Here is a 26,570-nt window from a genome sequence, read left to right as displayed (position 1 = left end):
CGGTACCGAGAAAAATTATGAGGCGTACAACCGAATCAAAGTAATTCATTTATAACAACGGAGATAAGGATGATCTATCTGGAACAATTGAAAAAATTATTCTCAGAAGGCAAGCTGTCACGGCGGGAGTTTATGGAGCGGGCTGCAATGTTAGGCGTTGTCATGGCAGGTTCGCAGGCTTTTTTTGCTCGGCAATCACTGGCTGCTCCATCTCAGCCAAAAAGAGGTGGTCGGCTGCGCTTAGGTCTTTCCGGCGGCTCCACTACCGATGTCCTTGATCCGGCCCAGATAACTGATACCATGATGCGGGTTATGCTTTATGGGGCCATGGGCAATAACTTGGTGGAAATTGATCACAAAAATACAGCCGTACCTGAACTGGCCGAGAGCTGGGAAGCAACGCCGGGTGCAAAAAAATGGATTTTTAAACTGAGGAAGGGGGTAGAATTTCATAACGGCAAAACCATGGATGCCGACGATATTATCTATTCCCTTAATCATCACCGTGCAGAAGGCACCAAGTCCGGTGCAAAAGTCCTGGTAGATTCTATTGTTGCCATCAAAAAGGATGACCCACACACCATCATTTTTGAGCTTGAAAGCGGTAATGCTGATTTTCCGTATGTGCTGTCTGATTATCATTTGGTCGTCGGGCCTGAAGGTACTGATTTTAAGGACGGTGTTTTTACCGGAGCCTATGTTGTTAAGGAATTTGAGCCTGGTGTGCGCGGATTTCTAACTCGCAACCCCAATTATTTTAAATCTGATCGAGGATGGTTCGACGAAATCGAGGTATTGGGGATCAGTGATGTGAATGCACGCACCAACGCGCTCAAGACCGGTCAGATAGATGTGATGAATCGTTGTGAACTCAAGACTGTTCACCTGATGAAACGCATGCCCGGTATTAATATCATGCAGCAGAACGGCAATAAGCATTACACCTTTGCCATGCATACTGATGTCGCACCCTATAACAATAACGATGTCAGGCTTGCGCTCAAGTACGGTATTAACCGGGAACAGTTGGTCAAAACCATTCTCAGGGGATACGGAACCGTTGGTAATGATCATCCCATCAGTATGTCCAACCCTTACTTTGCAAAAGATTTACCACAGCGCCAATATGATCCGGATAAAGCCCGGTTTCACTTGAAAAAAGCTGGTTTGGAAAAGCAGGAGTTCTCTCTTCATGTGGCTGATTCCGCCTATGTCGGAGCTGTGGATGCCGGAGTACTCTACAAGGAACAGGCCGGCAAGGCAGGTATTAACATCAAGGTGGTCAGAGAACCCAATGACGGTTACTGGAGCAATGTATGGTTGAAAAAACCATTTTGCGCAGTGTATTGGGGAGGACGCCCCACCGCGGATATGATGTTTTCCACAGCCTATGCCAAAGGAGTTCCCTGGAATGATTCTCATTGGGACAATCAAAGGTTCAATGAATTGCTGGTGATTGCCCGTGCTGAGATGGACGAGAAAAAACGGGCGACCATGTATGCAGAGATGCAGCAGATCGTCAGGGACGATGGAGGGGTCATCATCCCTATGTTCAGTGCCGACCTGTCAGCAGCAACCGATAAAATAGACCACAATGAGCTGGGAGCCACCTGGGAGCTTGACGGCTGCCAGGCCCCTGAACGTTGGTGGTTTAAAGGGTAGTCGCCTGTTACTTTCCCGCCAACGCTCCTGATGTCGGCGGGAATTCCTACCTTCTCTTTATTTAACAGGCGGATTCAGTCCTCAATGTTTATTAAAGGTGATTTCGACATAACGCATGGATTTTTTGAAACAAAACTCAATATTTGCTCTGGTTGCCCAACGTCTCAGCTTTGGCCTGCTAACACTCTTTATCATCTCGCTGCTCATTTTTATTGGTGTAGAGGCATTACCCGGCGATTTTGCCGAAGCTATTCTTGGTCAGAGCGCCACAGCCGAAACGGTGGAAGCTTTTCGTCAGGAATTGAATCTGGACCAACCACCTGTGCAACGATACTTTTCGTGGCTGGGAGGTTTTGTTCAAGGAGACCTGGGGACCTCTCTGGCCAATGGTCGCCCCATTGCCGATCTTTTGGGCTGGCGTTTTAAAAATACCATTTTTCTGGCCTCCATTGCCGCCTTAATAGCGGTACCGCTGGCGGTGATAATGGGTATCGCAGCGGCTCTCTATAGAAATACTTTTTTTGATAAAGTACTTTCCATGACGTCGCTGAGCATGATCAGTTTTCCCGAATTTTTCATGGCCTATATCCTTATTGCTCTTTTTTCGGTCAAACTGGCCTGGTTCCCAAGTATTGCCAATATTAATGAGCAAATGAGTTTTGCGGCAAAACTCAATGCCGTAGTTCTACCGGCATTGACCCTGACCCTGGTGGTCATGGCGCACATGATGCGCCAGACGCGTGCAGCGATCATAAATATCCTGTCCAGCCCCTTTATTGAGATGGCCAATCTGAAGGGGCTTAACAGGTTGCGGGTGGTGGTCCTCCATGCTTTTCCCAATGCACTGTCGCCTGTTATCAATGTCATTGCTCTGAACCTTGCCTACCTGGTTGTGGGGGTTGTGATTGTTGAAGTGGTTTTTGTTTACCCCGGTCTTGGTCAATTGTTAGTTGATTCGGTTTCTAAGCGCGATATTCCCGTGGTCCAGGCTAGTGGGCTGATCTTTGCCGCCACCTATATCCTTCTTAATCTGATTGCTGATATACTCTCTATTATCAGTAATCCAAGACTTCGTAATCCACGATAGGCAGGAGACCGCTATTCAAATGATAACGTTACTCTCTCACCTGCGAACCGCCCCTTTGAGTGCTAAAATTGGTATGGGTATGGTGTTGATTACACTTATTGCAGCCATTTTTGCACCACTGATTGCTCCCTTCGGGGAAACTGAAATAGCCGGTGATGTATGGCTTTTTAGCAGTTCCACCCATTTTTTGGGGACAGACAGTCTTGGCCGAGACATGTTTTCACGGCTAGTTTATGGTGCCCGCAATACCATTGCCATCGCCTTTCTCATTACGTTTCTCTCTTTTGTTTTTGGAGTTACGTTGGGATTTGTTGCCGCTACTATCGGTGGCTGGGTAGACCAGCTTCTTAGCCGCATGATCGATATTTTGATGGCCTTCCCAACCCTTATTTTTGCCTTGATGGTCCTGTCTGTGGTCGGGACATCTATCCCAGCGTTGATAATTGTCATCGCATTGCTTGACTCAACACGAGTGTTCAGGCTTTCCAGAGCTGTGGCTATGGATATCGAAGTGATGGAATACGTAGAAGCTGCCCGGTTGAGGGGGGAAAAACTTTGGTGGATCATGCGCCATGAAATTCTTCCCAACGCCATGCCGCCGCTGGTCGCTGAATTTGGGCTTCGTTTTTGTTTTGTCTTCCTGTTTATCGCAGCCTTAAGCTTCTTGGGACTGGGCATTCAGCCGCCTGCTGCAGACTGGGGAGGCATGGTGCGTGAAAACGCCGGTGCTATCACCTTTGGTATTTTCACCCCGCTGTGGCCTGCTGCTGCCATCGCCTTTTTAACCGTTGGTGTCAACTTGATAGTTGACTGGGCTCTTCACGTAGCCAGCGGGCTTAAAGATTAATGTTATTCTGACATACAAACCACATTGAAGGTTACTATGAAGAAATTGCTTGAAATTAAAAATATAGTTATTGAAGGCCAAACCAGCGATCAGTGGGTGCCCATTGTCAAAGGCATTGACCTGACGCTGAAAAAGGGAGAGGTTCTTGGCCTCATAGGTGAATCCGGTGCCGGAAAATCCACGCTTGGTTTGGCTTCCATGGCCTACACCCGTCCAGGCTGCCGCATAGCGTCGGGCTCTATTGTTTTTGATGGTCAGGAGCTTTTTGATGGCTCAGCTTCATTACTACGTTCTATCCGTGGGGCACGTATTGCCTATGTTGCGCAAAGTGCAGCTGCTTCTTTTAATCCTGCCCACAGGCTTATCAACCAGTTTGCCGAAGGGCCTGTGCAGCATAACCTGATGAATTTTTCCTCAGCAGAGGAAAAAGCAGTGACTATCTATGATCAACTGCTGCTGCCGGATCCGGAACATATAGGCTATCGATTTCCTCATCAGGTTTCAGGCGGTCAGCTTCAGCGTGCCATGGTGGCAATGGCGATGAGTTGCCAACCAGATATTATCGTCTTTGACGAACCGACCACAGCCCTGGATGTAACCACGCAGATTGAGGTGCTTGCCGCAATCAAGGATATTACCCGCAAGTATAACACTGCCGCCATTTACATAACCCATGATCTGGCAGTAGTCGCCCAGTTGGCTGACCGAATTATGGTGCTCCGCGACGGTCAGTTGGTAGAGGAAAATGATGCTCGTGAAATATTGGCTGCTCCCAAAGAGGAATACACCAGGGAACTGCTCAGTGTCAGATCTTTCAGCACCAAGGGCAATAAAGACAAGAGCGGCAACAAAGTGATCCTGGATATTAAAGACGTCACTGCCAGCTATACGGGAACTGAAGAGGTGTTGTCCGATATAAACCTGCAGATTCGCAAAGGGCAGACTGTTGCGTTGGTTGGCGAATCAGGGAGCGGTAAATCAACCCTGGCACGAGTCATCACCGGGTTGTTACCTCAGTCCAAAGGGTCGGTGCTTTTCAAGAACAAACCGTTGGCGCCCAAGCTCAAGCCTCGTAGTCGTGAAGAATTGCAACGGCTGCAGATGATTTACCAGATGCCGGACACAGCGCTTAATCCCCGCCATACTATTCGTACAATTATTGGTCGACCATTGCAGTTTTATTTGAAAATGAATGGCCGACAGAGGGAACAACGCATTCTTGAGCTGCTGGAGCAGATTGAACTGCCGGCTGATTATATTGATCGTTACCCAGCGGAACTTTCCGGTGGAGAAAAGCAGCGTATTTGCATCGCTCGCGCCCTGGCAGCAGAGCCTGATCTGATTATTTGTGATGAAGTCACCTCTGCGCTGGATCAGCTGGTAGCAGAGGGTATCCTCAAGCTGCTCCTTAACCTGCAGCAGAAACTCCAGGTCTCTTATCTGTTTATTACCCATGATTTGACAACGGTGAAAGCCATTGCCGATGAAATTGTGGTGATGCTCAATGGTCGGATTATTGAACAAGGGCCGAAAAAAGAGATTCTCAAACCGCCACATCATGAGTACACCGATCTTCTCCTCTCATCTGTACCTAAAATGGATCCGGACTGGCTGGATGGTCTGCTTGAGAAAAGAATCCTGGCAGCAGCTGCATAGGTACAGACAGACACAAGTAGCTCTAACGCTGATGTTGAGATAAAAATGAAAAAAAGTAGAGAGCTTTCTGTTGAAAAGATAGAGGCAAATCTCATAGATATTCATACGCGTGAAATCTATGGTGCCGGTATCGTGATTAAAGACCGGAGGATTGTCGGCATCACGCGTAATGATAACACTTATGATCGATATATATGTCCCGGGTTGATTGATGCCCATGTGCATATCGAAAGCTCCATGCTCATTCCTTCCGAGTTTGCTCGTCAGGCTGTACAACATGGATGTGTCGCCACCGTATCTGACCCACATGAAATAGCGAATGTGCTGGGCATTGACGGTATCAACTTCATGATTGAAGATGGAAACCGTGTTCCTTTTAAATTTTACTGGACCGCTCCTTCCTGTGTGCCCGCAACCCATTTTGAAAGCAGTGGCGCTGATTTAAGTGCATCCGATTTAGAGCCTGTTATCGCCCATGAACAGGTTGTTGCTCTTGGCGAGGTGATGAATTTTCCGGGAGTGATTTATGATGACCCTGAAGTTGCAGCAAAATTGACAATCGCTAAGAAGTATGGCAAGCCGATTGATGGTCATATTCCCGGTATACAGGGTGATGATTTAGAGAAATATGTTCTAAGCGGTATATCCACAGACCACGAATGCGTAACGCTTGCCGAGGCAAAAGAAAAAATTCGCCTGGGCATGAAGATTCTCATTCGTGAAGGATCAGCTGCCAGAAATTTTCATTCCTTGCATTCACTCATTGCTACCGATAATGAAAAGGTAATGCTGTGTACCGATGACTCACATCCTGACGAGTTATTGGAACATGGTAATATCAATAAAATTATAAAAATGGGGTTGGCGCAAGGACACAGTGTATACGACTTGCTTCGTTGCTGTACTGTACATCCTGTTGAGCACTACGCGTTAGATGTCGGGTTACTCCGAGTTGGAGATCGGGCGGATTTCATCGTGATTGACCATCCCGAAACATTTACCGTGTTGGCAACTTATATTGATGGGCAGGTTGTTTATGAAAATGGGCAAACAAGTTTCTCCCCACACAGCAGCAAACCTGTTAATCGATTTCGCAGAGCAAAGATCAGTCCCTCCTCAGTTCGGTTGAAACAGCAAGGGAGCAAGGTGAAAGTAATCGAGGTGATTGATGGCGAGTTACTCACCACGTCCTTTACTGCTGAACTGCCTGTAAAAGAGGATTGTATTGAGACTGATGCCGGCCGTGATATTTTAAAAATTGTGGTTTTAAATCGTTATGAAGAAAATGCGCAGCCTGTTGTTGGTTTTATCAAAGGATTTAACCTGAAACAGGGGGCTATTGCCGCGTCCATTGCCCATGACTCGCATAATATTATTGCGGTAGGGGGACATGACCTGGATATTGTTTCCGGCATCAATGCAATCATAGATGCCGGAGGAGGCATGACCGTTGTGGCTGAAGGAAGGTGTACAACGCTTCCTTTAGAGTACGCCGGGTTGATGACAGCCACAAAGGGCGAGCAAGTTGCGCAACTGTACAACTCTATTAATCAAAAAACCAAATCGTTAGGGTGTACATTGTCAGCTCCATTTATGACCCTGTCGTTTATGGCTTTGTTGGTTATCCCAAGCCTGAAAATTGGTGATCAGGGATTGTTTGATGGTGATCAGTTTCAACTGACGAGTGTTTTTGCCGGATAACCTTCATTTTTACCCCGCATTATGCTATGGAATATCGCACGGTTTCCTTTTTGCAAAGGGAAATCGTTGCAGACTCTCTTCTAAAAAATAACTTGTTTGGGTGACATTCAAGTTCCTTTCCACTTTTTGCTCTATTCCAGGATCCGGTAGGAGTAGCTTTCACTTTTTTTCGATAGAAAATATGAATATCCTTCACATCACAAGTGGCGATATCGCAGGAGACATTCTTACAAAATCGGGAATTCCGGGAGAGGTGTTTGTGTGGCACGATATCCTCTACGACGGGCCCCGAAATCCAGGGTGGCCGGATGATGATACGCTTATTGCCCGTTCATTATTTTTGGAAAAGGTCACCGACGGTGGGTTGGACAGGCAGTCCATTCTGGAAACATTGCGGCACCAATATGTCAAACTGGCGGAAGCCGGAAAGTATGAGCATATCATCCTTTGGTTTGATGCATGTCTGTTTGATCAGTCAATGCTCGCCCATGTACTCACGTGTCTGCTTGCCCGGAATATCGAACAGGTAGAGCTGCTCTGTGTGGAGTCTTTTCCCGGAATTGTACCCTTCCACGGATTGGGGCAATTACAACCCGATCAGTTGGCTTCCCTGTATGATGATCGTCGTCACGTCACAGACCTGCAGTTTGCCTGTGGTGTTAGCGCGGACAAGGCTTTTGCAACCCTGGATGGAGTATTGTTAAAAGAATTGTCCCATGCAACAGATTTGCCTTTACCTTGGATTGCTGCGGCTGCAACGCGATTATTACAGGAACAGCCTGATCCCCAGACCGGACTTGGCCGGCTCGAAACACTTGCCATCCAAGCGATTATCGATGGGTGCGAAAAACCAGGTGAGATATTTAAAGCTGTGGCTGCAGAAGATACACCGCCGCAATACTGGGGAGACATAACCCTTTGGGCAAAAATTAATGGACTTGCGGAACGTGAAAGACCGCTCGTACGGATCAAGGGGCCTGGCAACAAGCTGCCACAGTGGAAAAGCGATATCCCGCTTCAGGATTTTACTGTCAAGGCTCTTGTCAATCGACCAATGAGAAGTGATGTTGATAAATGAGTTAAAGTCTTTTTGTAATGAAAGCACAAGCGGGGCGGTCGTGCTTGTATGTTTGAAAATGGCGTCATGTCACTACACGTATTAAGGAAATTCTATGGATGTAACAGCGGTAAATGCACTTATTGAAAATATAAACGAGATGGCCGCGAGTATCCTGGCAAAGGATACTGAAGAGCTGGAAAAAATGAAAATCGAGTTTGATGAGTATGTGGTTAGGATCAGTACACAAATGACAGGTCCTTCTAGAGATGCGGCAAATAAAGAGTTTGAAAAATGCAGAGTGTGCGCCAGAGAGTGGATGGCTGTCTATTGCGATACCACATACCATGATGGGGTGAAAGCTGATATTTTGAAGGAAGAGGCGCTGGAATTTTTCTTCAGCCAAGATGAACGGATAGTAGCCGTTCAGAAAAATTTCTTTTACCTGGGCATGATTGATGAGATTCTGCATCCGAGCCAACCTTTTTCAGAACGTAAACGAAATGCGAAAATAGCGAATTCAAGAATCAGGATACTCGCAAGAGAACAGGGGTTGAAGGTAAACTGTAAAAACAGACGATCCCCTGTTAAAGGTGAAACTGTTGAAGATCGTTTGTGGTATTTTGGCGACGATAGAAATTGTATCCAATCAGGTGAAGAAGGGCTCACAGACGAAGAGGCTATAGACTATTTACTGGACTAGCCCCCACTTTTCATGAACATTATGTCTAGGAGTCCGACAGACTCCTCGATGAAATGTAGTGCTGGACAGCGGTATCTGAAAATTCCATAGGGAAAGAGATTGACAAATCCAGTTGGGAATTTTTAGTCTTGGCTCTGCAAATACGTTGTATTACTGATCGTTGAACATTTTGTGGGAGATGAAAAATAATGAAGGAAATTCGTGATAACGCCAGAAAATTAATGGCCCCGTTTTGTAAGGTCTGTCCTGTTTGTAATGGTAAGGCCTGTGTGGGACAGGTGCCTGGAATGGGGGGGCTGGGAAGTGGTTCTTCATTTAGCAATAACTTCAAGGCATTGGAAAAGGTCTGTTTTAACATGCGCCTTATCCATGATGTAGTCGAGCCTGATACGACTGTGTCGGTTTTGGGCAAAAAGCTCGCGTTACCGGTTCTGGCTGCGCCCATTGGCGGCGTTTCTTTTAACATGGGCGGTGGTGTTTCGGAGGAAGATTACGCCTTGGCAATTGTCAATGGCTGTAAGGCAAAAGGCACCATTGGCTGTATCGGTGACGGTGTTCCTGACTTTATTTATCAGGCAGGATATGCCGCGATCACGCAGGCTGACGGGCATGGTATTCCCTTTATTAAACCATGGGAAGATGTAGAGTTTAACCAGAAGCTTGAATGGGCAAAGGCAACCGGTACCGACATCATCGGTATGGATATTGATGCTGCCGGTCTGATTACCCTGCGTAAGATGGGAAGGCCTGTTTCGCCGAAGCCTCTGGAAAAATTGACTGACATGATCAGTAGCATCGGTATGAAATTTATCCTTAAAGGTGTTATGACCCCGGATGAGGCCGAGCTGGCTGTCAGTGCCGGAGCCGATGCAATTGTCGTTTCCAATCACGGCGGCAGGGTGCTGGATTATACGCCTGGGTCGGCAGATGTGCTGGAGGCCATTGCGGACAAGGTAAAAGGGAAAATAACCATTTTTGCCGACGGTGGGGTACGTTTCGGTGCAGATGTGCTGAAATTGATTGCCCTTGGCGCTGATGCGGTGATGATAGGAAGACCATTTTCCATTGCTGCTGTCGGAGGGCTTCAGCAAGGGGTTGAAACGTATTTAGACACCCTGTTGATGGAATTAAAACAGGCAATGGTGCTGACCGGGAGTGCCTCAGTTGCAACTGTAGATAAAAATATAGTGTTTCGTCAGGAGAGTTGATACAAACTCGTTCACTCTTTTCTATACAATATTAAGGAGCCTTTTGCGAATAGCAGGGCTCCTTTTTTTTTGCCTGATGATTGGCAGTCAATATGCCGGAAACAATCATCAGGGCACTGATAAGGTGTATGATACCAATGCTTTCCTTTAAAAAGAGATAGGCCAAAAAGCCGCTGAACAGAGGCAGCGTATAGTAAATCAAGCCTGCTTTTGCAGGGCCAATGGTTATTATGGCCTTGTTCCAGAGGACAAAAGCGGTAAGTGAGGCAAATATCCCTATGTAAAGAATAGCTAAAATGGTGGTGATGCTGTAGGTGACCGGTGGTGTGGTCGCCGATTCCCAAACAAAGAAAGGAAAAAGAAAGAGCAAGCCCAGGGAAAAGGTACTTAACTGAAAAGACCAGATACTGAGTTCTTGGGGTTTGTGTTTGATCAAGATACTGTAAACGGCAAAAATTGACGATGCTGAGAGCATCCAAAAATCTCCCACTGTAAAGGTGATATTGGTCAAGACCGATAAGTCCCCCTTGGTGATGAGTAACACAACTCCACAGGTAACCAGAACAATCCCCAGTATTTTTTTGGTAGTTATCAGTTCTCCATATAAAATCCGCGACAGGATGACGATAAAAATGGGAAAGGTGATAGCGATCAGAGAGAGATTGAGGGCCGTGGTTGTGTGCCCGGCAATGTAGATAAGCGTGTTAAAAACGGTTACGCCCAACAGTGCAGTAAGGGAAAGGTAACGGATATTTTTCAGCAGTATGTGCCTTTCTGCCACAAGCGGCTTTAAGGCAAAGGGGAGAAAGACGATTACTGCCACAACCCACCTCCAGAAAGCGATACTCACTGGAGGAACAATTTCACTGAGGCCACGGGCAACAATGAAATTTCCCGACCAAATTGCTGTGGCTCCTAGGGCAAAGAGAGAGCCGAGGAGTGCCTGCCGGCGTGTGTTGCTCATTGGAGTAAGTTCCTTGTTTGTAAGAGGTGGAGGAGAGCGATAAGACCCTACTGTTGGAAAAGTTAGGGGGACTTCATCTCTTGCTGTCTAATGCCAATACATCTATGCAAAGTAAACAGTTCAACGTCCACAGCATTTTTTGTATTTTTTCCCGCTGCCGCATGGGCAGGGAACATTTCGACCGACTTTCCCGTTTGCAGTCTTTTGGCGAGTGTTGTTTTCTGTTACTTCTCCGGAAACATACAGCCACTGCCCGTTTTCTTTGACAAAACAACTCACTTCATGCAGTTGGCTGATTCTGCCACTGTCCATCGCTGTTGCTGTAAATTCAACTGTTCCTTGATGGTCGTTTTCCCCACCTTTACTGGTCGCTAGTATTTTTAAACCGCACCAGTGGGCAATGGTATTCGGATCTATGGATAGGGGCCTGGTAGAGGGGTGCCATGTCTGCAGGATATAGGGGATCTCTTGGGCCACATACCCGCTATAGCGGGAGCGCATTAAGGCTTCGGCCGTAGGAGCATGCCTTTGGCCCGAGTGTAAAGGGTGACAGCATTTGCCATAGGTGAGGCCGGAGTCACAGGGGCACAATTGCGCCATGTCCACGATGGGTTTTGTATCAGTGTTTTCAACCATGGCTTCCGGGGGTGGCAATTTTAAGGCCGATAATCCCGGCCAGTATAAGTGTGAGACTGATTATCCTGAAAGCGTTTGCCGGTTCCTTGAACAGTATTATGCCTAGAATAACAGTGCCCAGCGCACCAACACCAACCCAGACACTGTATGCCGTACCCAGAGGGAGCGACTTCATTGAAATTCCAAGCAGCCAGAGACTGATCGCCATAGCGATGACGGTCCATACCGATGGCCACAGTCGGGTGAAACCTTCTGAGTACTTTAACCCCACAGCCCAGCCGGTTTCAAAAAGGCCTGCGAGAAAGAGAATAAACCAGTTCATCAGTTTTCCTGTGGTTGTAAACAAGGGATGTCTTACGCCTCTTACTGCAAAAAAGAGTGAGTGTCTTTCTTTATTTTTGTGCCAAAATAAAACCATTTGACTCTTTTGATATGGACGACATGGACCAGTTTGCTCTATAGTGTTGCCAAGAACAAGATGGATTATGCAACAAGAGAGGGGAGCAACACATCATCACCCCGTAAACTGCGATTTCCGTCGTGGTGTCTGTGTGACTCCGAGCCTACTAGGTTAACTTGCATGGTACGACGAATTACATAGAGTATTTGGAATGCCATGCAAAAGGCCACGACGCCATAGACTGAAGCTTTTATGACGCCATTCATTAATAACAACAAAATAAAGAACAATGAGTGAAGAAAAAAAAGTAAATATCATCGTACTCGTACCGGCTGGTAGGCTACCGCTGGATATCATGGCAGCTGCACATCGTCTGGCAGAGCAATATGGGTTAGGCGTATACCTTACCGCTGTGCAGAACCTACGCCTGACAGGTGTTCCACAAGAAATTGCTCCCGCAATTAAGAAAGAGCTGGCTTCCTTGGGTGCCACCTTTAAAGGGCCGGGAAAATTTCTTTTACCCAAGGTTTGTGCCGGTGCAGAACAGTGCAATCTTGCCGTTATTGATACTGTGGCTATGAATCAAAAAATCCTTGATAAATTTGGTGACCTACCCAATGTAAAAGCAAAAGTCAAGATGGCTATTTCCGGTTGTCCTATTAGCTGCTCCAATCCGAAAATAACTGATATTGGTCTTATGGCGACCAAAAAAGGGTATGAGGTTTTTGTTGGGGGCAAGGGCGGGCCATCTCCAAAAATCGGTAAACGGATTGCCAAGGGAGCAGATGAGGAAAGGGTGCTGGAAATCATCGGCGAACTGGTTGCTTTCCACAACCGCAAAACAGAGAAGAAACAACGGATGTTTACACTGCTGGAGGACTCTGAGTTCCCCTTTGCAGAAGTGTAACACCTAAATCCTGCAATTGGAAATTTCGGAGTCTACGCTACCTGCCGAAGATGTGAGGCACCGGAGGCGCAGACGTATAAAAATACTTCAAGCCTTCGGTAACGTAGCAGATTTGGTGAAATTGCCGATCCCGAAGGGCGTTGAAGGTGAGAAAAAATAGGTTCACTCAAACAGTGAATAGAACTTCAAATCAATTGTCTGCTCACTATGTTGTTTTTTAAAGTAGAATTTATTTTTTCTAACATTTGACGTGCAGAATTTGGGTAACAGGCTTTTTTGTAGATTGTAATTGTTTTGCAGTACCCACACGGAGTCTACAGTTACACTATTTCTGTATATTACAGCTTACACATCTGCCACGTTGTACGGATATGGCAGGGTGGCAGATGTGGCGTGGGGCGCTGGTTAAGCTGAACTGCCGGTCTTTTTATGATGTGTTTGCTTATGCCGACTGTGAGGCGGTTTTTTTCGACGATTTTTATTCGGTCTTTTCCGCGGCGGCGGAACTTCCGCCAGCAGTGATTCGTCTGGAACCACGCATTCCAACGTTCTGCCGGTGTATTCCTCAATCTCTGGTAGGTAAAAGGAGCCTTCCTCGCAAGCAAAACTGATCGAGGTTCCATGAGCACCTGCTCTGCCTGTTCTGCCGATACGGTGCACATAATTTTCCGGTTCATAAGGGAGCGTGAAATTGACCACGTGACTGATCCCATCGATATGAATACCCCTTCCTGCAACATCTGTTGCAATGAGTACCTTTACCTTGCCTTCACGAAATTTTTCCAGCCGTTGGGTTCTTTTCTGTTGAGGTACGTCGCCTGAAAGCAGAGTACAGTTGATACCGTTGGCCTGCAACTTGGCGCTGAGAGTTTTTGCTTCATGTTTCTGGTTGGTAAAAACCATGATGCGTTGGTTGGCTTTCTTTTTCAGAAGATTGTAGAGAACCGTGTATTTTTCTTCGGTGGTAACCAGGTAAACTATTTGCTCAACTGTTTTAATGGATAATTGTTCGGTTTCGACATCAACCATTTCCGGGTTTCGGCACCATTGGAATGCCAGGCGTTTCACTTCCTCGGTGATGGTTGCCGAAAAGAGCATGGTCTGGCGTTGCTCTTTTTTCTTTACCCTGCCTATTATGCGACGCACATCAGGAATAAAACCCATGTCCAACATTCTGTCCGCCTCATCGATGACCATAATTTCGCACTGGTCGAGCTTGAGGAGCCTTTTGTCGATGAAATCCAACAGCCTTCCCGGAGTGGCAACAATGATATCACTCTTTCCCTGGCTGACTTCATTGATTTGCTTCTGATAATCTACACCTCCATAAACCGCTGTAATGGTCAGTGGCGTATAGGTAGCCAGCTTGTTGCCATCTTTGGCAATTTGGATGACCAACTCTCTGGTAGGGGCAATAACAAGTGCCCGAGGCTTGTACGTGCCAGACGGCGAATAGGACCGTTTTTGCTGAAGGAGCCGTGTGAGGATGGTAATAAGAAAAACCGCACTTTTCCCAGTTCCGGTATGGGCTTTCCCGACCATGTCCTGTCCTTTCAGGACAGTGGGAAATGCCTTTTCCTGGATAGGGGTGCAGTACTGGAATTCAAGGTCTGCAATGGCGTGCATGATCTCAAGTGGCAGCTCATAGTCGTGAAATCTGGTTTTATCCGGAAGGGGGGTAACCTCGAATTCTTCAATCCGCCAAGCGACAGTTGCTTTTTTCTTTTTGGGAGGTTGCCTGAATTTTGTTTGCTGCGGTTTTTGCTCCTTGCGGTTTTGGTGTTTTTCCTGGAGGGCTTCCTGGGCGGGAATTGTTTCTTGGGCAGGTGACTTGGGAGCTGTTTTACTTTTCCCTGTTGCTGAACGCGCCAGCTTTTTAATGGACTGGCCTGCGAGGGAGAAAAATTTTTTTATCATTAGTTAGATTGGGTGCTGTGAATGATGATGGCTAGATATGCGTTAGGTAATCATAAGCGTGTAGCCGGTGTGGGTAAATAAAGCAATTAGAATTTTTTTCATCGCTACCCCTGATTTCTCATTTGTTCAGGCGGTTGCTGGTTCAAAATACTGAACTAGAGGCGCCGCGTGGACTGACCTGCCTGAGTATTTTTTTAATTTTGTAGTCACTATTCAGTAACAACCCACGGAGTCTGCGCTTACCTCTTCGCACGATCAGGCAGGAAAATAGAGCATTACTATAGTTATCGAGACTGCTTGTACACGCATCTGGGGCATTGCTAAACAGTTACAGGTGGAGGTTAAAGCGAAACTATTTGTTATTGGCTGAATAATTACATTTTGTACCGTATTAATTTAGATGCATGGCTCTGAAATCACATTTTTTTCCAAAAATGGCAAAATGCTCATTAGAAATTTGGGCTAATGTTCATTTTTGCCACTGGAGAAAAGCTTTTGCGCGTTCAAGCCACTCTTGCTGCTCCTCCTGGGGCAGGAAAATAATGAATTGACCGATGGATCGCTGGACTCCCATAAAATCGATTAGGAAGTTGTATACTGCATTGGCTGCGTCAAGGTCTGAATTGAGAGCCTGGTTTTGTGCATCCAGGAGATCAATAATGGATTTGATACCCTGTACGTAGGAATCAGTAACGAGCTGCAGGTTACGGCGTGCAGCTTCGGCAGCTTCCCTGGAAAGATTGATAGATGGATAGGAAGCCCTGGTATTGTTTGAGGCCGCAAGAATCCGTTGGTTGATTCTTTCTGCTGTGGCCATCCGTTCAGTTTTGAGCTGGTTGAGCTGTTCTCTGGTTTTACCGAGAGTTGCGCTTTTTCTTCCCCCTTCAAAGAGGGGGAGCCGTGCAAAAACACCTACTGACCAGTCTGTATCATCAAGACCGGTGACTGCTTCATCACGCTGTCCCTCGCCGGAATCAGAGAGGACTTGATCAACATTACCCTCAACTGTGAAATCAGGAAGCCAGTATTCTCGCTTGGAGCGGACGATGATACGTTCCTGGGCAGCGATCTCTGCATCAATTACCTGCAGCTCAGGCGACAATTTCAGCCCTTCCTCCATGGCAAAGGCATTAAAGTCTTTTAAATACCTGGGATTGTGCATGAGTTGGTAAAAAAGTTGGTCACCGGTAATGAGCAAAGGATCACTCAAGTCAGTTTCTTCAGCTATGAATTCCTCCTGCAATGGTCGATGCAGGATACGGTTTAACTGCTGCATGGCATCAAGTGTAGTTGATTCGGCACGGAGTACAACTTGGCGGTCATTAGCAAATTTGGTCTGCCATCGATACAGTTCATCCGGTCCTGCAACCCCTGTGCTCAAGCGTATCTGAGCCCGTTCCAGGTTAGCCTGGGTCAATTGCATATTTTCTTTTTGCAGCTGCTCAATGGTTTTTTGACGAAGCACGTTGAGATAGGCGTTTGCCGCATCCAGTGTTATATCAAGCCGGACTGTGTCACGATTGAATTCTCTTCCGCTTTGCCTGTATTTTTCAACCGTATAGGTTGACCAGCTTTTTTCTGAATAAATCTGTTGTGAAGCATTGGCGCTTGCTATCCAGGCCTTTTCCGGAGTGGTTCCGCCGCTGATAAATGCACGGTCATCATCTATGACCCTGCCAGAAGCACCGATTCCAACCTGGGGCAGCAAAGGAGATCTGGCTTCGCCTACGGCATAGGTGCCTGCCGTTACCTGACGTTCGGCAACCGCAAGATCGAGGTTGGCTGAAAGGGCCTCCTGAACGGCCTCAGGAAGAGAAAGGCGGCGTTGGATATCCTGCCGCTGTTCATGTAGGAGTTTGGAACCCGTCAGTTGGCCGAGGCTGGGATAGATATTAATAGCTCTGGCAGTTTCCATATTAAAGGCCATTTTTTGGGTCTTAGTGAAAACTACTGGCAAAGTGGCTGGGTCTTCTCCCAAGAGAATCTCCTGGACGGTCACCGCAACTCTACGAGCAAGGTGCTCTTGGATGTTTTCCGGCATGGAGGTCGCAAAAAGTCCCTGCTCAACATACCTATAATCCCACATGGAAAAACTGGGAAGTTGCCGCTGGATAAGTCCCTGGCTGAGAGCAGAAAATTCTTTTTTGTCTAGTTGCCAGAGTGGCCCCACCATGACCGCCTCGACCCCGGGTGGTATAGCCTGCACTGCCGTTCCAGCTGATGCTGCTACCGGGATGAGGTCTATGGTTATGGTATGTTCGTTGGTTAGCTGCCTCACCTTTTTGGTAATACCATCAATACCATTGATATCGCGTGCATCAACGAGCATTGCAAGGTGTTGGAAAGGGACTATCCCGCGAAATGTTGTTAAGAGCTTGTTGATTGATGTTCCGATAAATACGTAAGTCAGGTTGTGAACTCCACTGCCTAAATCCTCTTTTGGAGCATTCTGTATACTAGGATCAAGCACGAATGGAGCAATTACCGGTATGGCGGGAGATTTGCGTTTGAGTGCTTCGCTGGAAGCAACTGTCCCTAAGGCAATGATGAGGCTGGTTTCCTGATTGGCAAGGAGTCTATCGAGCTGTTTGTTAACGCTTGCTTTGGTGCCACCAGCCTCCAGTGTCATTTCCGGCGGGAAAGAAATGGTGTATTCGTCCCCTGCTACCTGTTCTATTTCCCTGCGATATGTATCAATTAAGTCCGGAAAAGAGCGAATAGGTCCATCTGTGAGAATGCCTATCTTAAAATGAGGGATTTCTGTATCCAGTTGAAATGGAAGTTCTTGACTCTGTTCGGCACCTAAAGGTGAAGACGATAAAAAGAGTATGGATAGGCAAAGTACGAGTAGACGAAGTCTCATTCGGCTGTTCCTCTATTAGTGTTGTTTTGAAGGAATTTTAAAAAACGTTGCATACAGAACCGGGACAAATACCAAAGTGAGTACCGTCGCAAATCCCAAGCCAAAGACGATGGTTACGGCCATGGCCACAAAGAAGGCATCCTGAAAAAGCGGAATCATGCCCATCATGGTTGTCAACGCGGCCATCATCACTGGCTGCATTCTGGACACTCCCGACTCAATGATAGCCTCCATTTTGTCCATACCTGTCTTTATGTTCAGGTCAATCTGGTCAATAAGGACAATGGCATTTTTAATGAGCATGCCGGAAAGGCTCATTAAGCCCAGAAGTGCCATAAAGCCGAAGGGCTGATTAAAGATCAAAAGGCCAGCTGTAACTCCAATAAGGGATAGTGGAACCGTTAGCCAGATGATTAGAGGTTGTTTAAATGCATTGAAGAGGAAAATAACAGCCAGGATCATCATCCCAAAATAGATGGGGATGCTGGCTGCAAGCTGAGCTGTCGCATCAGACGAATCCTCTGCCTCACCACCCCACGCAATAAAGTAACCGGGTTTTCCTTTAATAGGGATTATATCATCGTATTGGATAGGAATGGTTGCAGCTGTAATGGCTGATCCCTCTTTAAAGGTCGGACCGGCAGCTTTTGCAAAATCCACCCCAAGCGCTTCCTCTATTTTAGGTTTTATACGGTTAAGCAGTTCTGAGGGGAGGCCTTGGCGCGGGTCGGCGTGTACCTTGATGAATGGTCTACGGTGCCAGCGCGAAACCCTGGCATTCTCCCAGGTGGTGTCTATACCATTGATAACCTGGAGGATGGGGACATCTTTTTGGGCGGAAGGACTGTGGATCTGCAGTTCTTCCAGGTCATCCATCCTGCTTCGCTCATTGTGGGGAGCTCGTGCTATGATGGGAATAAGGTCGATACCCTCTCGATAGATGCCGGTGGTCGTACCTGAATAATTTGATTCGATGGCAGTGGCGATCATGGGGCGGTCTATACCTAAAGACCTGGCGCGGTCTTCGGCAATCACAGGCTGCGGCACTTTTACCTTTTCACCCCATTCAGTCCTCACAGCCTTGGAGTTGGGATCCTGGTTAATGACTTCCATGGCCGTTGCTGCCATTTTACGGAGCTCATCCGGGTCTGGCCCATTGATACGCAGTTGAATTTTTCCCCCTTCGCCTGGCCCCAAAAGGAACTTTTTCGTGTTGATGACCACATCTGGGAGCATGCTTTCGAAATCATCTTGTATCCGCGGAAGGAGCGGATCAATAATCTTGTGATCCTTAACGGAAACCAGCAGGCATGCATAATGGGAGGAGGCGTCAACCGGCACACTGTACACCAGCAAAAAGCGCGGATGGCCTGCACCAATAGCAGATGCTACCTCTGTGACCCCCTCTTGGTCCATTAAATACTCCTCCATCCGGGCAACGCCTTTTTCCGTTTCCCGGATGTGGGTACCTTCGCGAAACTGGACCTCGACCATAAATTGGGGAGTGGTTGAGTTGGGAAAAAATTGATTACTCAGAAAACCAAAGCCATAAATGGACAGACCAAAGAGGCCGCAGACAATGAGAATGGTGATCATACGGAGGCGAATCGCCAAGCTCAGAACGCCTCGGTACATTTGGTAGAATTTGCCCCCATAGGGATCTTTTTTATCACCATTTTTCTTTTGTTTTGCTTTTTTGCCAAGAACAAAAGTTTTGGTTATGAGTGGGGTGACGGTTACGGCCGTCAGCCAGGAAAGCAGTAGCGAGATGAGGATGACGTAAAAAAGAGAGCGGCAATACTCTCCGGTGGAGTTGTCCATGCCACCGATGGAGGCAAATGCAAGTACAGCGACCACCGTCGCCCCCAGCAGTGGAATAGAATTTTGTCCCACCACATCTTTGGCGGCTTCAAGTCCATCCATGCCCTGCTCCATGCGGACCTTCATCCCGTCCACCACCACAATCGCATTATCAACCAGCATGCCAAGGGCAATGATAAGCGCCCCTAGAGAGATCCGTTCTAATGTGATCTGGTAGTAGCCCATAACCATAAAGGTCGCCGCAATGGTAAGGACAAGGATAAAGCCGATGATCAGTCCGGATCGTAACCCCATGAAAATAAGCAGTACCACCACCACGATTGCCACGGCTTCAATAAGGTTAATGACAAACGAGTTCACTGCTTGAGTCACTGCCTTGGACTGCATGGCAATCTCAATGAGTTCCATGCCAAGTGGAATCTCTCCTTGGAGCTCATCAATTCTTTGCAGAACCCCATCACCCATGGTTACGGCATTTCCACCACTGACCGTTGAGATCGCAATGCCAATGGCAGGAGCAGCATTAATCCTGAGAAGATTCTGCGGTGGGTCCACATAGTCACGAACTACGTTTGCTACATCACGGAGATAAATAAGTTTGCCGCCCTTGGAGGCTATAAACAAATCAGCGAAATCTTTTTCTGATTGGAAGTCGCCCGTGGGGTTGATGGCCATATACTCAGGGCCGATTTTAATACTGCCGGCGTTCACTGGTAGATTTTTTGCCTGAAGCGCATCAAAAATTTCCTGTTTGGTAATGCCAAGGGCCGCCATTTTATTACGCGACATCTCGACAAAGATGGCCTCGGACTGCTCACCGAAAAAGGAGACTTTTTTCACATCTTGAACGACAAGCAATTCCCGCTTCAACAGTTCTGCAATATCCTTCAATTCGGCGTAGGTGTAACCCGGACCTGTCAGGGCGAAATAGACGCCAAAGACATCACCAAAATCATCATTGACGATAGGCGGTCCGGATCCAGGTGGCAGCTCAGGGATAACATCCAGCACCTTTCTCCGCATTTCATCCCACACCGCCGGCAGGGCGTCTTTGTCATACTTGTCCTGGATTTTCACCTTGACCACGGACATTCCTCGCGATGAATAGGACTCGACTCGCTTGAGTTGTCCCATCTCCTGCATGGCCTTTTCTATTTTTTCCGTGACTTCCTGTTCAACTTCTTCCGGCGAAGCACCGGGGTAAGGTGTTGCGATAACGGCATCCTTGATGGCGAACTCCGGGTCTTCCAGGCGAGGAAGATCCAGGTAGGCAAAGAACCCTAGCACAAGCAGGACCACTGTCATGGTCCAGGTAATGACCGATTTTTTGATGGAAAATTCTGCGATATTCATAGGCTATTTCCCTTCTCGCTGACCTTCCCAGGGCCTGACTTTCATCCCTTCCCGAAGTTGGGTAACCCCTGCTGTAATCAGCTGTTCCCCACCTTGTAAGCCTTCTGTAATATATATCTTATCTGTTCCTTCCAGTTGTTTAATGCTGACCAGCGTCTTCTTGGGAGTCATTGTTTCCTGGTCCAGTAACCACACATAGTTCTTGCCGTCAGGGTCATTGAGGACAGCTATGGCAGGAATAAGAATAGAGATAACTTCACCCGTGGTGTCATTCCCTTCAGCAGTTACTTTTGCGGTCATGCCAGGCAGGATATTCGCCTCTTCAGGTTGATCCATGACAAGCACCACCTGATAGGTTTGGGTAGCAGGGTCGGCCTCTGTAGAATATTCCTTGACGATAAGGGGGAAACTTTTCCCTGGAATGGATTCAAATGAGGCTATGGTTTGCACTCCCTCACTACTCTGGAAGCGAGCCATCATCAGTTCGGGAACATCAATGAGGATTTCAAGTTGTTCTATGAGCTGCAAAAAAGCAATGGGCTCCTTTGCTTGTACTTTCTCAAAGTTTTCCACATAGCGTTTTGCGATAACGCCATCAAAAGGAGCAATCAACGTTGTGTCTTTGAGTGCATTTTGGGCATCCTCGAGTCTGGCGCGTGCAACATCCCGTGCTGCACGATATCTGTCAAAATCAGCCTTTGAGACCTGCTTTTTTGCATAGAGTTCTTTATAGCGGCGGTACTGCTGTTCCGCTTCAAGCTCACGAGCTTTTGCCTCGTTGACTGCCGTTTGAAAATCACGTGGCAGTAACTGGGCTACGAGTGCTCCTTTTTTAATGACCTGGCCTTCTTCTATGGGGAGCTTGCTCAGGTCGCCGGAAACTTTGAATGAAAGCTCGGAACGACGGGCAGCACGAACGCGGCCCGGGAGTGACATGGCGAGATTTTTTTGACCAGCCTGGACGGTAATAAATTTGACCGGTTTCACTATTTCTACCACTTTTTTTTCTTCTTTGTCGCGACACCCCCCGAAAACAAGGAGTATGCTCATAAGGAAACAGAAAAAAGGAATGGAAAGGAAGGGGTAACTGGAACTTCTCTTAAGGCCTTTTGTCGTCATGGTGCCTATGCCTCCGGAAATAAGATCACGGACTATGGAGCGCTGTACATGCGCTGATATGTATTTGAATGAGTGTACAGTTAAATCGCAACAACTTGCCCTGTCAAGTACCGCGCATTGTTGTTGGAAAAAAAATACGCAATAATTACAAGTTGATATCGCGCAACTGGTGGTCGGTAGTGTCTATGAAGTGACGATAATGTAAGCGATTTTTATCGGGCCATGGACTCCCTGCACCCGCACCAGTTCGATGTCGGCAGTCGAGCTTGCCCCGGATATGTAGTTCACCGATGCGGGAAGCCCATCTTGACTCTGTTCTGCAAGCCACGCCATACCCTGAGTGAGCCTTGGTAAGATGGTAGTTTCTTTGATGATGAAAATGGTGGTCGTCGGTAAAAGGGTGACCGCCCGCCCGCATCCCTTGTGGCTGTGGACCATTACTGTGCCTGTTTCAGCCAGTGCGAACTGTGCCACAGTAATACCGATGCCTGCCGACTCGGCAGTGTCTATGTTGTTCTCTCGACCCCGGGCACAGTCCCACATGTGGACATGGGTGTATTTATCGCTCAATGCCGCAGCAGTTTGCTGCTCGTGCAGAAGAGGCTCATCGCCAATCAGTATAGGGCCTTCTCCCAGTTCCGATGCCACTGTCAGAATGGTATCATTTAGGCTTGCCAAGGCGCATTCATGAACAATGGTGCCGGCTGTTCTGCTCTGTTCAATAAAGAGATCCTTGAGTTCTTGAGCTGTGGTGTTCTGGTAATACTCTTCCTGAACGGCTTGCGGCAGATCGATCGAAGTTGGGTTATCTGCAATGGCCTCTCTGCCCAGCGCCCTTGAAACAGTGAGGAGGAAGTTTTTTTTATTGGTGTGCATCATTTTTGCCCCTTCTTTGTAATTTTATACCAGTCTCTGAACCTCTGGGTAGCCACATGGGGTCGTTCTCGATTTTTACACCACTGTTTGAGTGGACCGATCTTTGGAGAGATGTTTGCCACTGAAGCAAAACGGGTGGTCATATCATATAATTTTGCGTTGCCGATGATACCCCCGTAGAGTCCCATTGCGATCCCCTCAAGCCGGCCTTCAAGTTGTTTTTCCTCTGCAATTATTCGTCGATGCTCATAAATGTACTCGTACAGGGGAACTTGGACCGGGCAAACCTCATTACAGGCGCCGCACAGGGTACAGATTTTGGTTAAATCTTTGAAGGGGGTGTATCCAGCGAGGACCGGCACCAGTGCTGCACCGAGTGGGCCTGGGTAGAGAGCACCATATCCGTGCCCGCAAACATGGCGGTAGGCTGGGCATTCCAGCATGCAGGTGCCGCACCTGATACACTTTAGAACCTCTTTAAAAGGAGAGCCAAGCACCTTTGAGCGGCCATTGTCGACGATGATGATGTGCAGCTCTTCCGGGCCGTCCATGTCATCGGGTTTCTTGGGGCCTGTAAAGAGCGTCATGTAAGATGTCAGCTTGGCACCAACCGCGCTGCGGGCTAACAGGCTAAGCATCGTGTCAAGCTCTTTGAAAGACGGCACCAAACGTTCCATACCCATCACAACAATTTGGGTCTTGGGTACGGTGGTCACGAAGCGCCCGTTGCCTTCGTTGGTCACCAGGGTACAGGTACCGGTTTCGGCAACGCCAAAATTACAGCCGGTAATGGCAACGTCGGCTTCAAGGAAATCTTTACGAATGAGATGGCGGACAAATCTGGTCATATTTTCCGGCAAGTTGTCCCCGTCATACCCTCTTTTCTCTTGGAGAACCTGCTGAATTCGATCACGATTTTTATGCAAAGCCGGTACTACAATATGAGAAGGTTTATCGTGGTTGTCTATCTGGAGCAGGTACTCGCCCAGGTCTGTCTCAATCACCTCAATTCCCTGATCTTCGAGTACCTCGTTGAGCCCGATTTCTTCGGTAACCATGGATTTTGATTTAACCACCTTAGAAGCATTCTTGGCTTGGCAAATGGCAAGAGCACGTTCTGTTGCTTCTTGATCGGTAGATGCAAAATAGACATGGGCTCCGGCTTGCTCGGCATTGCTGCTGAAAAGATCGAGGTAGTAGTCGAGGTTTTCAAGGACATGGTGACGAATGGCAGAAGCCTGACTTTTCCATTGCTCGTAATTGCCAAGTTCTTTGAAAACGTCTTCCCGCTTTTGGTTGAGGAGGTCCTGGGCATTGGCAATGGCCTTGCGCATGAATGGTTTTTCAAGCTCAGTATTGATTCTGTCATGCAGGGGAAGGTCACTTGTTTGGATACTCATTGGGTTCCCTCAATAAAATGAAAGTGAACGGTGAGAAATCTGTCCCGGATTATGCATGAACATTGTGTGCAACTGGACAAATGAGCACAATGTTTATGAAAAGTTCGGGCTATGAGTGTGCCAGCACATTGGCAATATGTAAGACTTGCATCGGATGGTTGAGCCTTTCCAGGCGGGCCTTGATATTCATCAGGCAACCTGCATCACACCCGATAACACAGTCGGCACCGGTGGCGATAAAGTTATCAACTTTTTCTGCAACCATGGCTCCGCTTAAATCAGCCATTTTGACTGAGAAAGTGCCACCAAAACCACAGCATTTATCCTGGCCTTTGCAAGGCACGAGCTCCAGCCCGGCAACGTTTGCCAGAAGGGTTAATGGTGGTTCCTTGACTCCGAGTAATCTGGTCATGTGGCAAGAAGGGTGATAGACGGCTTTTGCCCTAAGAGTAGATTCTACTCTGTCTTTTTGCAGCACATTGACGATAAAATCCGTCAACTCAAAGGTCTTTGCCGCAAGCTCTCCCGCTTTGTCGGCTATTTGGTGGTCATCGGCAAATAATGTGGAATATTCCTTGATTTGAAGCACGCAAGAGCCACTGGGGGCCACTATATAATCGGCCTCGTCTTCGAGCAGTGTGTCGAGGAGAAGGTGCATGCTTTTTTTTGCTTTCTGCTGATAGCCGCTGTTGGCAAGCGGTTGGCCGCAGCAGGTTTGCTGTGGGTTGAAAACGATTGTGCAGCCGAGTCTTTCAAGCAGCTTGACAGAGTCTATACCGATATCGGGGAAAATATTGTCGACGAGACAGGTCGAGAAGAACGATACGTGCATATTCGGATCTCCTTGTAACCAGATTTAAGTAGTGATGATAAGATACCATGAAAGTAAATTTTTCTAAAGGAATCGGTGGCAGTTTTTTGTGTTTCAATTGAAACCGTAGTGAAACGTATTTTTTATTTAGTTTCATTATGTTTCATAAATGAAACGGTAAGAAAAATGTATGTTGTTGGCGCTTTCGGGCTTAAATGTATAAAATTAATGTAAAAAAAATAAATATTTTAATACTGGCTCGACTTGTGCTTGATAAGGTTTAAATTGTTCAATGAATTTGATAGTTGAAAGCATTATTGCTTAAATTAAAAGAAGAGAGGTTCAAAATGTCTGCAATAGCAATGTCTTATAGCGTGTTTACCCAGGAAAAGGAAATTCGGGAGCAACTTGCAGCGGTTTCAGGATATGAGGTTGTTCAAGATGCAGATATCATAAGTGAAGTCTGCAGTCGGTATAAGTTTGGGAGGGAGAAGGTCGAACGAGCTGTGTATGGCCCGCCATCAGCATTCAATAGGTTTACTCATGAGAGGGAAACCATGAGAGCGTATCTGAAATTGGTAATGGCTGAACATATGGGGAAGCAAGGGGTACTTTTTTCGGGTTTTGTGACCCATCTTGTCCCGCCGGCCGCAACGCATATACTCAAAGTCGGTCTTTTTGATGAAAAAACCAATCGTATCCACCGGGCTGTGAAAGAGGGCGTGAGCGAAAAAAATGCAAGCAAGCTGATTAAAAAAAATGACAACAGTATTAGCGATTGGGTGAATTTTCTCCATGGCAAGCCGGCTAGTGATCACAGTTTGTACGATATCTTTATCCCGGTGGGTTCTAAGACGCCTGCAGAGGCCGTGCAGCTTATAATGGAAAATTATCGTAAGCCTGCAGTGATGGAAACAGATGAATCACTGCAAGCTGTAGCTGATATGGCAACTGGAGCAAGGGTGGAACTTGCACTACTTAGCAAAGGGTATACCACTGAAGTTCAGTGCAGTAATGCAAAGGTTGTGCTGCGGGTCAACAAAAGCGTCCACAGTTTTTCCAAGTTGACGGAAACACTGTCATCGATTGCAGGCCAGGTAGAGGGTGTGAGGCAGGTTGAGGTAGTTGCTGGTAAGGATTATCACGTTTCTATCTACCGCGACCAGGAATTTACATTGCCACCCAAAGTGCTGCTGGTGGATGATGAACAGGAGTTCGTGCAGACCTTGTCTGATCGTCTTAATACAAGAAGTTATGGTTCTTATCCGCTTTTTGACGGTGAGCAGGCCATGGAGTTTTTAACACACGAGACACCTGATGTGATGGTACTGGATTTGAAAATGCCGGGTATGCAAGGAGTTGAAGTGTTGAAAAAAACCAAGGAAGCCAAACCTGAAATAGAGGTCATTATTCTTACTGGGCATGGATCAGAGGAAGATAAAAAGATCTGTTTGGAACTTGGTGCTTACGCGTATTTACAGAAACCTGTCGATATCGTGCAATTGACGGCTATTATTGACGAGGCGTACAAAGAGGTGGCTGCAGCCAAGATGGCTCAGGCCTGATAGTTTTCGATAATTTT

The 26,570-nt window shown here is 47.2% G+C and carries 20 protein-coding genes; 10 read left to right on the top strand and 10 right to left on the bottom strand.

All coding sequences use genetic code 11. The features are described 5' to 3' along the window. Positions 1–69: 69 nt before the first annotated feature. The 8 genes from JWH17_RS13180 to JWH17_RS13145 all read left to right on the top strand — a co-directional run bounded on the left by JWH17_RS13180 (position 70) and on the right by JWH17_RS13145 (position 9,921). Positions 70–1,662, top strand: a complete 1,593-nt coding sequence (locus JWH17_RS13180) for an ABC transporter substrate-binding protein (RefSeq protein ID WP_205223089.1) — start codon at positions 70–72, stop codon at positions 1,660–1,662. A 115-nt stretch (positions 1,663–1,777) separates the two neighbouring features. After that, entirely contained in the window at positions 1,778–2,749 is a 972-nt protein-coding gene (locus JWH17_RS13175; protein WP_232371080.1) for an ABC transporter permease, read from the top strand. A gap of 22 nt (positions 2,750–2,771) precedes the next feature. After that, the gene (locus JWH17_RS13170; RefSeq protein WP_369125059.1) at positions 2,772–3,596 is read left to right on the top strand and encodes an ABC transporter permease; all 825 of its coding nucleotides are present in this window, start codon (positions 2,772–2,774) and stop codon (positions 3,594–3,596) included. Between the two features lie 36 nt (positions 3,597–3,632). After that, positions 3,633–5,252: an ABC transporter ATP-binding protein gene (locus JWH17_RS13165; RefSeq protein WP_205223087.1), complete on the top strand. Its 1,620-nt coding sequence runs from the start codon at positions 3,633–3,635 to the stop codon at positions 5,250–5,252. A 45-nt stretch (positions 5,253–5,297) separates the two neighbouring features. Then, entirely contained in the window at positions 5,298–6,953 is a 1,656-nt protein-coding gene (gene ade, locus JWH17_RS13160; RefSeq protein WP_205223086.1) for an adenine deaminase, read from the top strand. 181 nt (positions 6,954–7,134) lie between these two features. Next, positions 7,135–8,031 (top strand): DUF1835 domain-containing protein, encoded by an 897-nt coding sequence (locus JWH17_RS13155; protein WP_205223085.1) that lies wholly within the window; start codon positions 7,135–7,137, stop codon positions 8,029–8,031. Between the two features lie 94 nt (positions 8,032–8,125). Then, positions 8,126–8,713: a hypothetical protein gene (locus JWH17_RS13150; RefSeq protein WP_205223084.1), complete on the top strand. Its 588-nt coding sequence runs from the start codon at positions 8,126–8,128 to the stop codon at positions 8,711–8,713. 188 nt (positions 8,714–8,901) lie between these two features. After that, on the top strand, positions 8,902–9,921 hold the full coding sequence (locus tag JWH17_RS13145; RefSeq protein WP_205223083.1) for an alpha-hydroxy-acid oxidizing protein: 1,020 nt from the start codon (positions 8,902–8,904) through the stop codon (positions 9,919–9,921). Between the two features lie 31 nt (positions 9,922–9,952). Here JWH17_RS13145 and JWH17_RS13140 read toward each other — a convergent pair whose 3' ends face one another. The 3 genes from JWH17_RS13140 to sugE form a co-directional block, all read right to left on the bottom strand. Next, positions 9,953–10,885, bottom strand: coding sequence for a DMT family transporter (locus JWH17_RS13140; protein ID WP_205223082.1), 933 nt, complete (start codon positions 10,883–10,885; stop codon positions 9,953–9,955). Positions 10,886–11,005: 120 nt separating this feature from the next. Next, positions 11,006–11,521, bottom strand: a complete 516-nt coding sequence (locus JWH17_RS13135; RefSeq protein ID WP_205223081.1) for a YchJ family protein — start codon at positions 11,519–11,521, stop codon at positions 11,006–11,008. Then, complete coding sequence (sugE, locus tag JWH17_RS13130; protein ID WP_205223080.1) at positions 11,514–11,843, bottom strand: quaternary ammonium compound efflux SMR transporter SugE; 330 nt, start codon at positions 11,841–11,843, stop codon at positions 11,514–11,516. Before sugE ends, JWH17_RS13135 begins: the two co-directional genes overlap by 8 nt. Positions 11,844–12,210: 367 nt before the next feature. Here sugE and JWH17_RS13125 point away from each other — a divergent pair, with 367 nt between their 5' ends. Beyond that, complete coding sequence (locus JWH17_RS13125) at positions 12,211–12,828, top strand: ferredoxin-like domain-containing protein (protein ID WP_205223079.1); 618 nt, start codon at positions 12,211–12,213, stop codon at positions 12,826–12,828. A gap of 405 nt (positions 12,829–13,233) precedes the next feature. On the opposite strand, the gene JWH17_RS13120 is transcribed toward JWH17_RS13125, so the two are convergent. From JWH17_RS13120 to JWH17_RS13090, 7 genes are all read right to left on the bottom strand, one after another. Continuing rightward, a complete protein-coding gene (locus JWH17_RS13120; protein WP_205223078.1) occupies positions 13,234–14,745 on the bottom strand; it encodes a DEAD/DEAH box helicase in 1,512 nt (503 codons plus the stop codon). Between the two features lie 469 nt (positions 14,746–15,214). Next, entirely contained in the window at positions 15,215–17,608 is a 2,394-nt protein-coding gene (locus JWH17_RS13115) for a TolC family protein (RefSeq protein WP_205223077.1), read from the bottom strand. Between the two features lie 15 nt (positions 17,609–17,623). Beyond that, positions 17,624–20,782 (bottom strand): efflux RND transporter permease subunit, encoded by a 3,159-nt coding sequence (locus JWH17_RS13110; protein WP_205223076.1) that lies wholly within the window; start codon positions 20,780–20,782, stop codon positions 17,624–17,626. Between the two features lie 3 nt (positions 20,783–20,785). Then, the gene (locus JWH17_RS13105) at positions 20,786–21,901 is read right to left on the bottom strand and encodes an efflux RND transporter periplasmic adaptor subunit (protein WP_205223075.1); all 1,116 of its coding nucleotides are present in this window, start codon (positions 21,899–21,901) and stop codon (positions 20,786–20,788) included. Between the two features lie 183 nt (positions 21,902–22,084). Continuing rightward, a complete protein-coding gene (locus JWH17_RS13100; RefSeq protein WP_205223074.1) occupies positions 22,085–22,780 on the bottom strand; it encodes a LutC/YkgG family protein in 696 nt (231 codons plus the stop codon). Further along, on the bottom strand, positions 22,777–24,177 hold the full coding sequence (locus JWH17_RS13095) for a LutB/LldF family L-lactate oxidation iron-sulfur protein (protein WP_205223073.1): 1,401 nt from the start codon (positions 24,175–24,177) through the stop codon (positions 22,777–22,779). Before JWH17_RS13095 ends, JWH17_RS13100 begins: the two co-directional genes overlap by 4 nt. 109 nt (positions 24,178–24,286) lie before the next feature. Continuing rightward, positions 24,287–25,009: a (Fe-S)-binding protein gene (locus JWH17_RS13090; RefSeq protein ID WP_205223072.1), complete on the bottom strand. Its 723-nt coding sequence runs from the start codon at positions 25,007–25,009 to the stop codon at positions 24,287–24,289. Between the two features lie 326 nt (positions 25,010–25,335). On the opposite strand from JWH17_RS13090, the gene JWH17_RS13085 reads away from it, so the two are divergent. Further along, entirely contained in the window at positions 25,336–26,553 is a 1,218-nt protein-coding gene (locus JWH17_RS13085) for a response regulator (protein ID WP_205223071.1), read from the top strand. The last annotated feature ends 17 nt before the right edge of the window (positions 26,554–26,570 follow it).

The sequence above is a fragment of the Desulfogranum marinum genome, assembly GCF_016918565.1.
Taxonomy (GTDB): Bacteria; Desulfobacterota; Desulfobulbia; order Desulfobulbales; family Desulfobulbaceae; genus Desulfogranum; species Desulfogranum marinum.
This window is presented reverse-complemented; position numbering and strand designations above follow the sequence as displayed.

Bases quoted from the DNA above. Each gene is read 5' to 3' on its own strand.
- JWH17_RS13155 (WP_205223085.1), top strand. From the start codon at position 7,135: ATGAATATCCTTCACATCACAAGTGGCGATATCGCAGGAGACATTCTT.
- sugE (WP_205223080.1), bottom strand. From the start codon at position 11,843: ATGAACTGGTTTATTCTCTTTCTCGCAGGCCTTTTTGAAACCGGCTGG.
- JWH17_RS13150 (WP_205223084.1), top strand. From the start codon at position 8,126: ATGGATGTAACAGCGGTAAATGCACTTATTGAAAATATAAACGAGATG.
- JWH17_RS13085 (WP_205223071.1), top strand. From the start codon at position 25,336: ATGTCTGCAATAGCAATGTCTTATAGCGTGTTTACCCAGGAAAAGGAA.
- JWH17_RS13175 (WP_232371080.1), top strand. From the start codon at position 1,778: ATGGATTTTTTGAAACAAAACTCAATATTTGCTCTGGTTGCCCAACGT.
- JWH17_RS13115 (WP_205223077.1), bottom strand. From the start codon at position 17,608: ATGAGACTTCGTCTACTCGTACTTTGCCTATCCATACTCTTTTTATCG.
- JWH17_RS13135 (WP_205223081.1), bottom strand. From the start codon at position 11,521: ATGGTTGAAAACACTGATACAAAACCCATCGTGGACATGGCGCAATTG.
- JWH17_RS13140 (WP_205223082.1), bottom strand. From the start codon at position 10,885: ATGAGCAACACACGCCGGCAGGCACTCCTCGGCTCTCTCTTTGCCCTA.
- JWH17_RS13120 (WP_205223078.1), bottom strand. From the start codon at position 14,745: ATGATAAAAAAATTTTTCTCCCTCGCAGGCCAGTCCATTAAAAAGCTG.
- JWH17_RS13110 (WP_205223076.1), bottom strand. From the start codon at position 20,782: ATGAATATCGCAGAATTTTCCATCAAAAAATCGGTCATTACCTGGACC.
- JWH17_RS13180 (WP_205223089.1), top strand. From the start codon at position 70: ATGATCTATCTGGAACAATTGAAAAAATTATTCTCAGAAGGCAAGCTG.
- JWH17_RS13095 (WP_205223073.1), bottom strand. From the start codon at position 24,177: ATGAGTATCCAAACAAGTGACCTTCCCCTGCATGACAGAATCAATACT.
- JWH17_RS13100 (WP_205223074.1), bottom strand. From the start codon at position 22,780: ATGATGCACACCAATAAAAAAAACTTCCTCCTCACTGTTTCAAGGGCG.
- JWH17_RS13165 (WP_205223087.1), top strand. From the start codon at position 3,633: ATGAAGAAATTGCTTGAAATTAAAAATATAGTTATTGAAGGCCAAACC.
- JWH17_RS13145 (WP_205223083.1), top strand. From the start codon at position 8,902: ATGAAGGAAATTCGTGATAACGCCAGAAAATTAATGGCCCCGTTTTGT.
- JWH17_RS13105 (WP_205223075.1), bottom strand. From the start codon at position 21,901: ATGACGACAAAAGGCCTTAAGAGAAGTTCCAGTTACCCCTTCCTTTCC.
- JWH17_RS13090 (WP_205223072.1), bottom strand. From the start codon at position 25,009: ATGCACGTATCGTTCTTCTCGACCTGTCTCGTCGACAATATTTTCCCC.
- ade (WP_205223086.1), top strand. From the start codon at position 5,298: ATGAAAAAAAGTAGAGAGCTTTCTGTTGAAAAGATAGAGGCAAATCTC.
- JWH17_RS13125 (WP_205223079.1), top strand. From the start codon at position 12,211: ATGAGTGAAGAAAAAAAAGTAAATATCATCGTACTCGTACCGGCTGGT.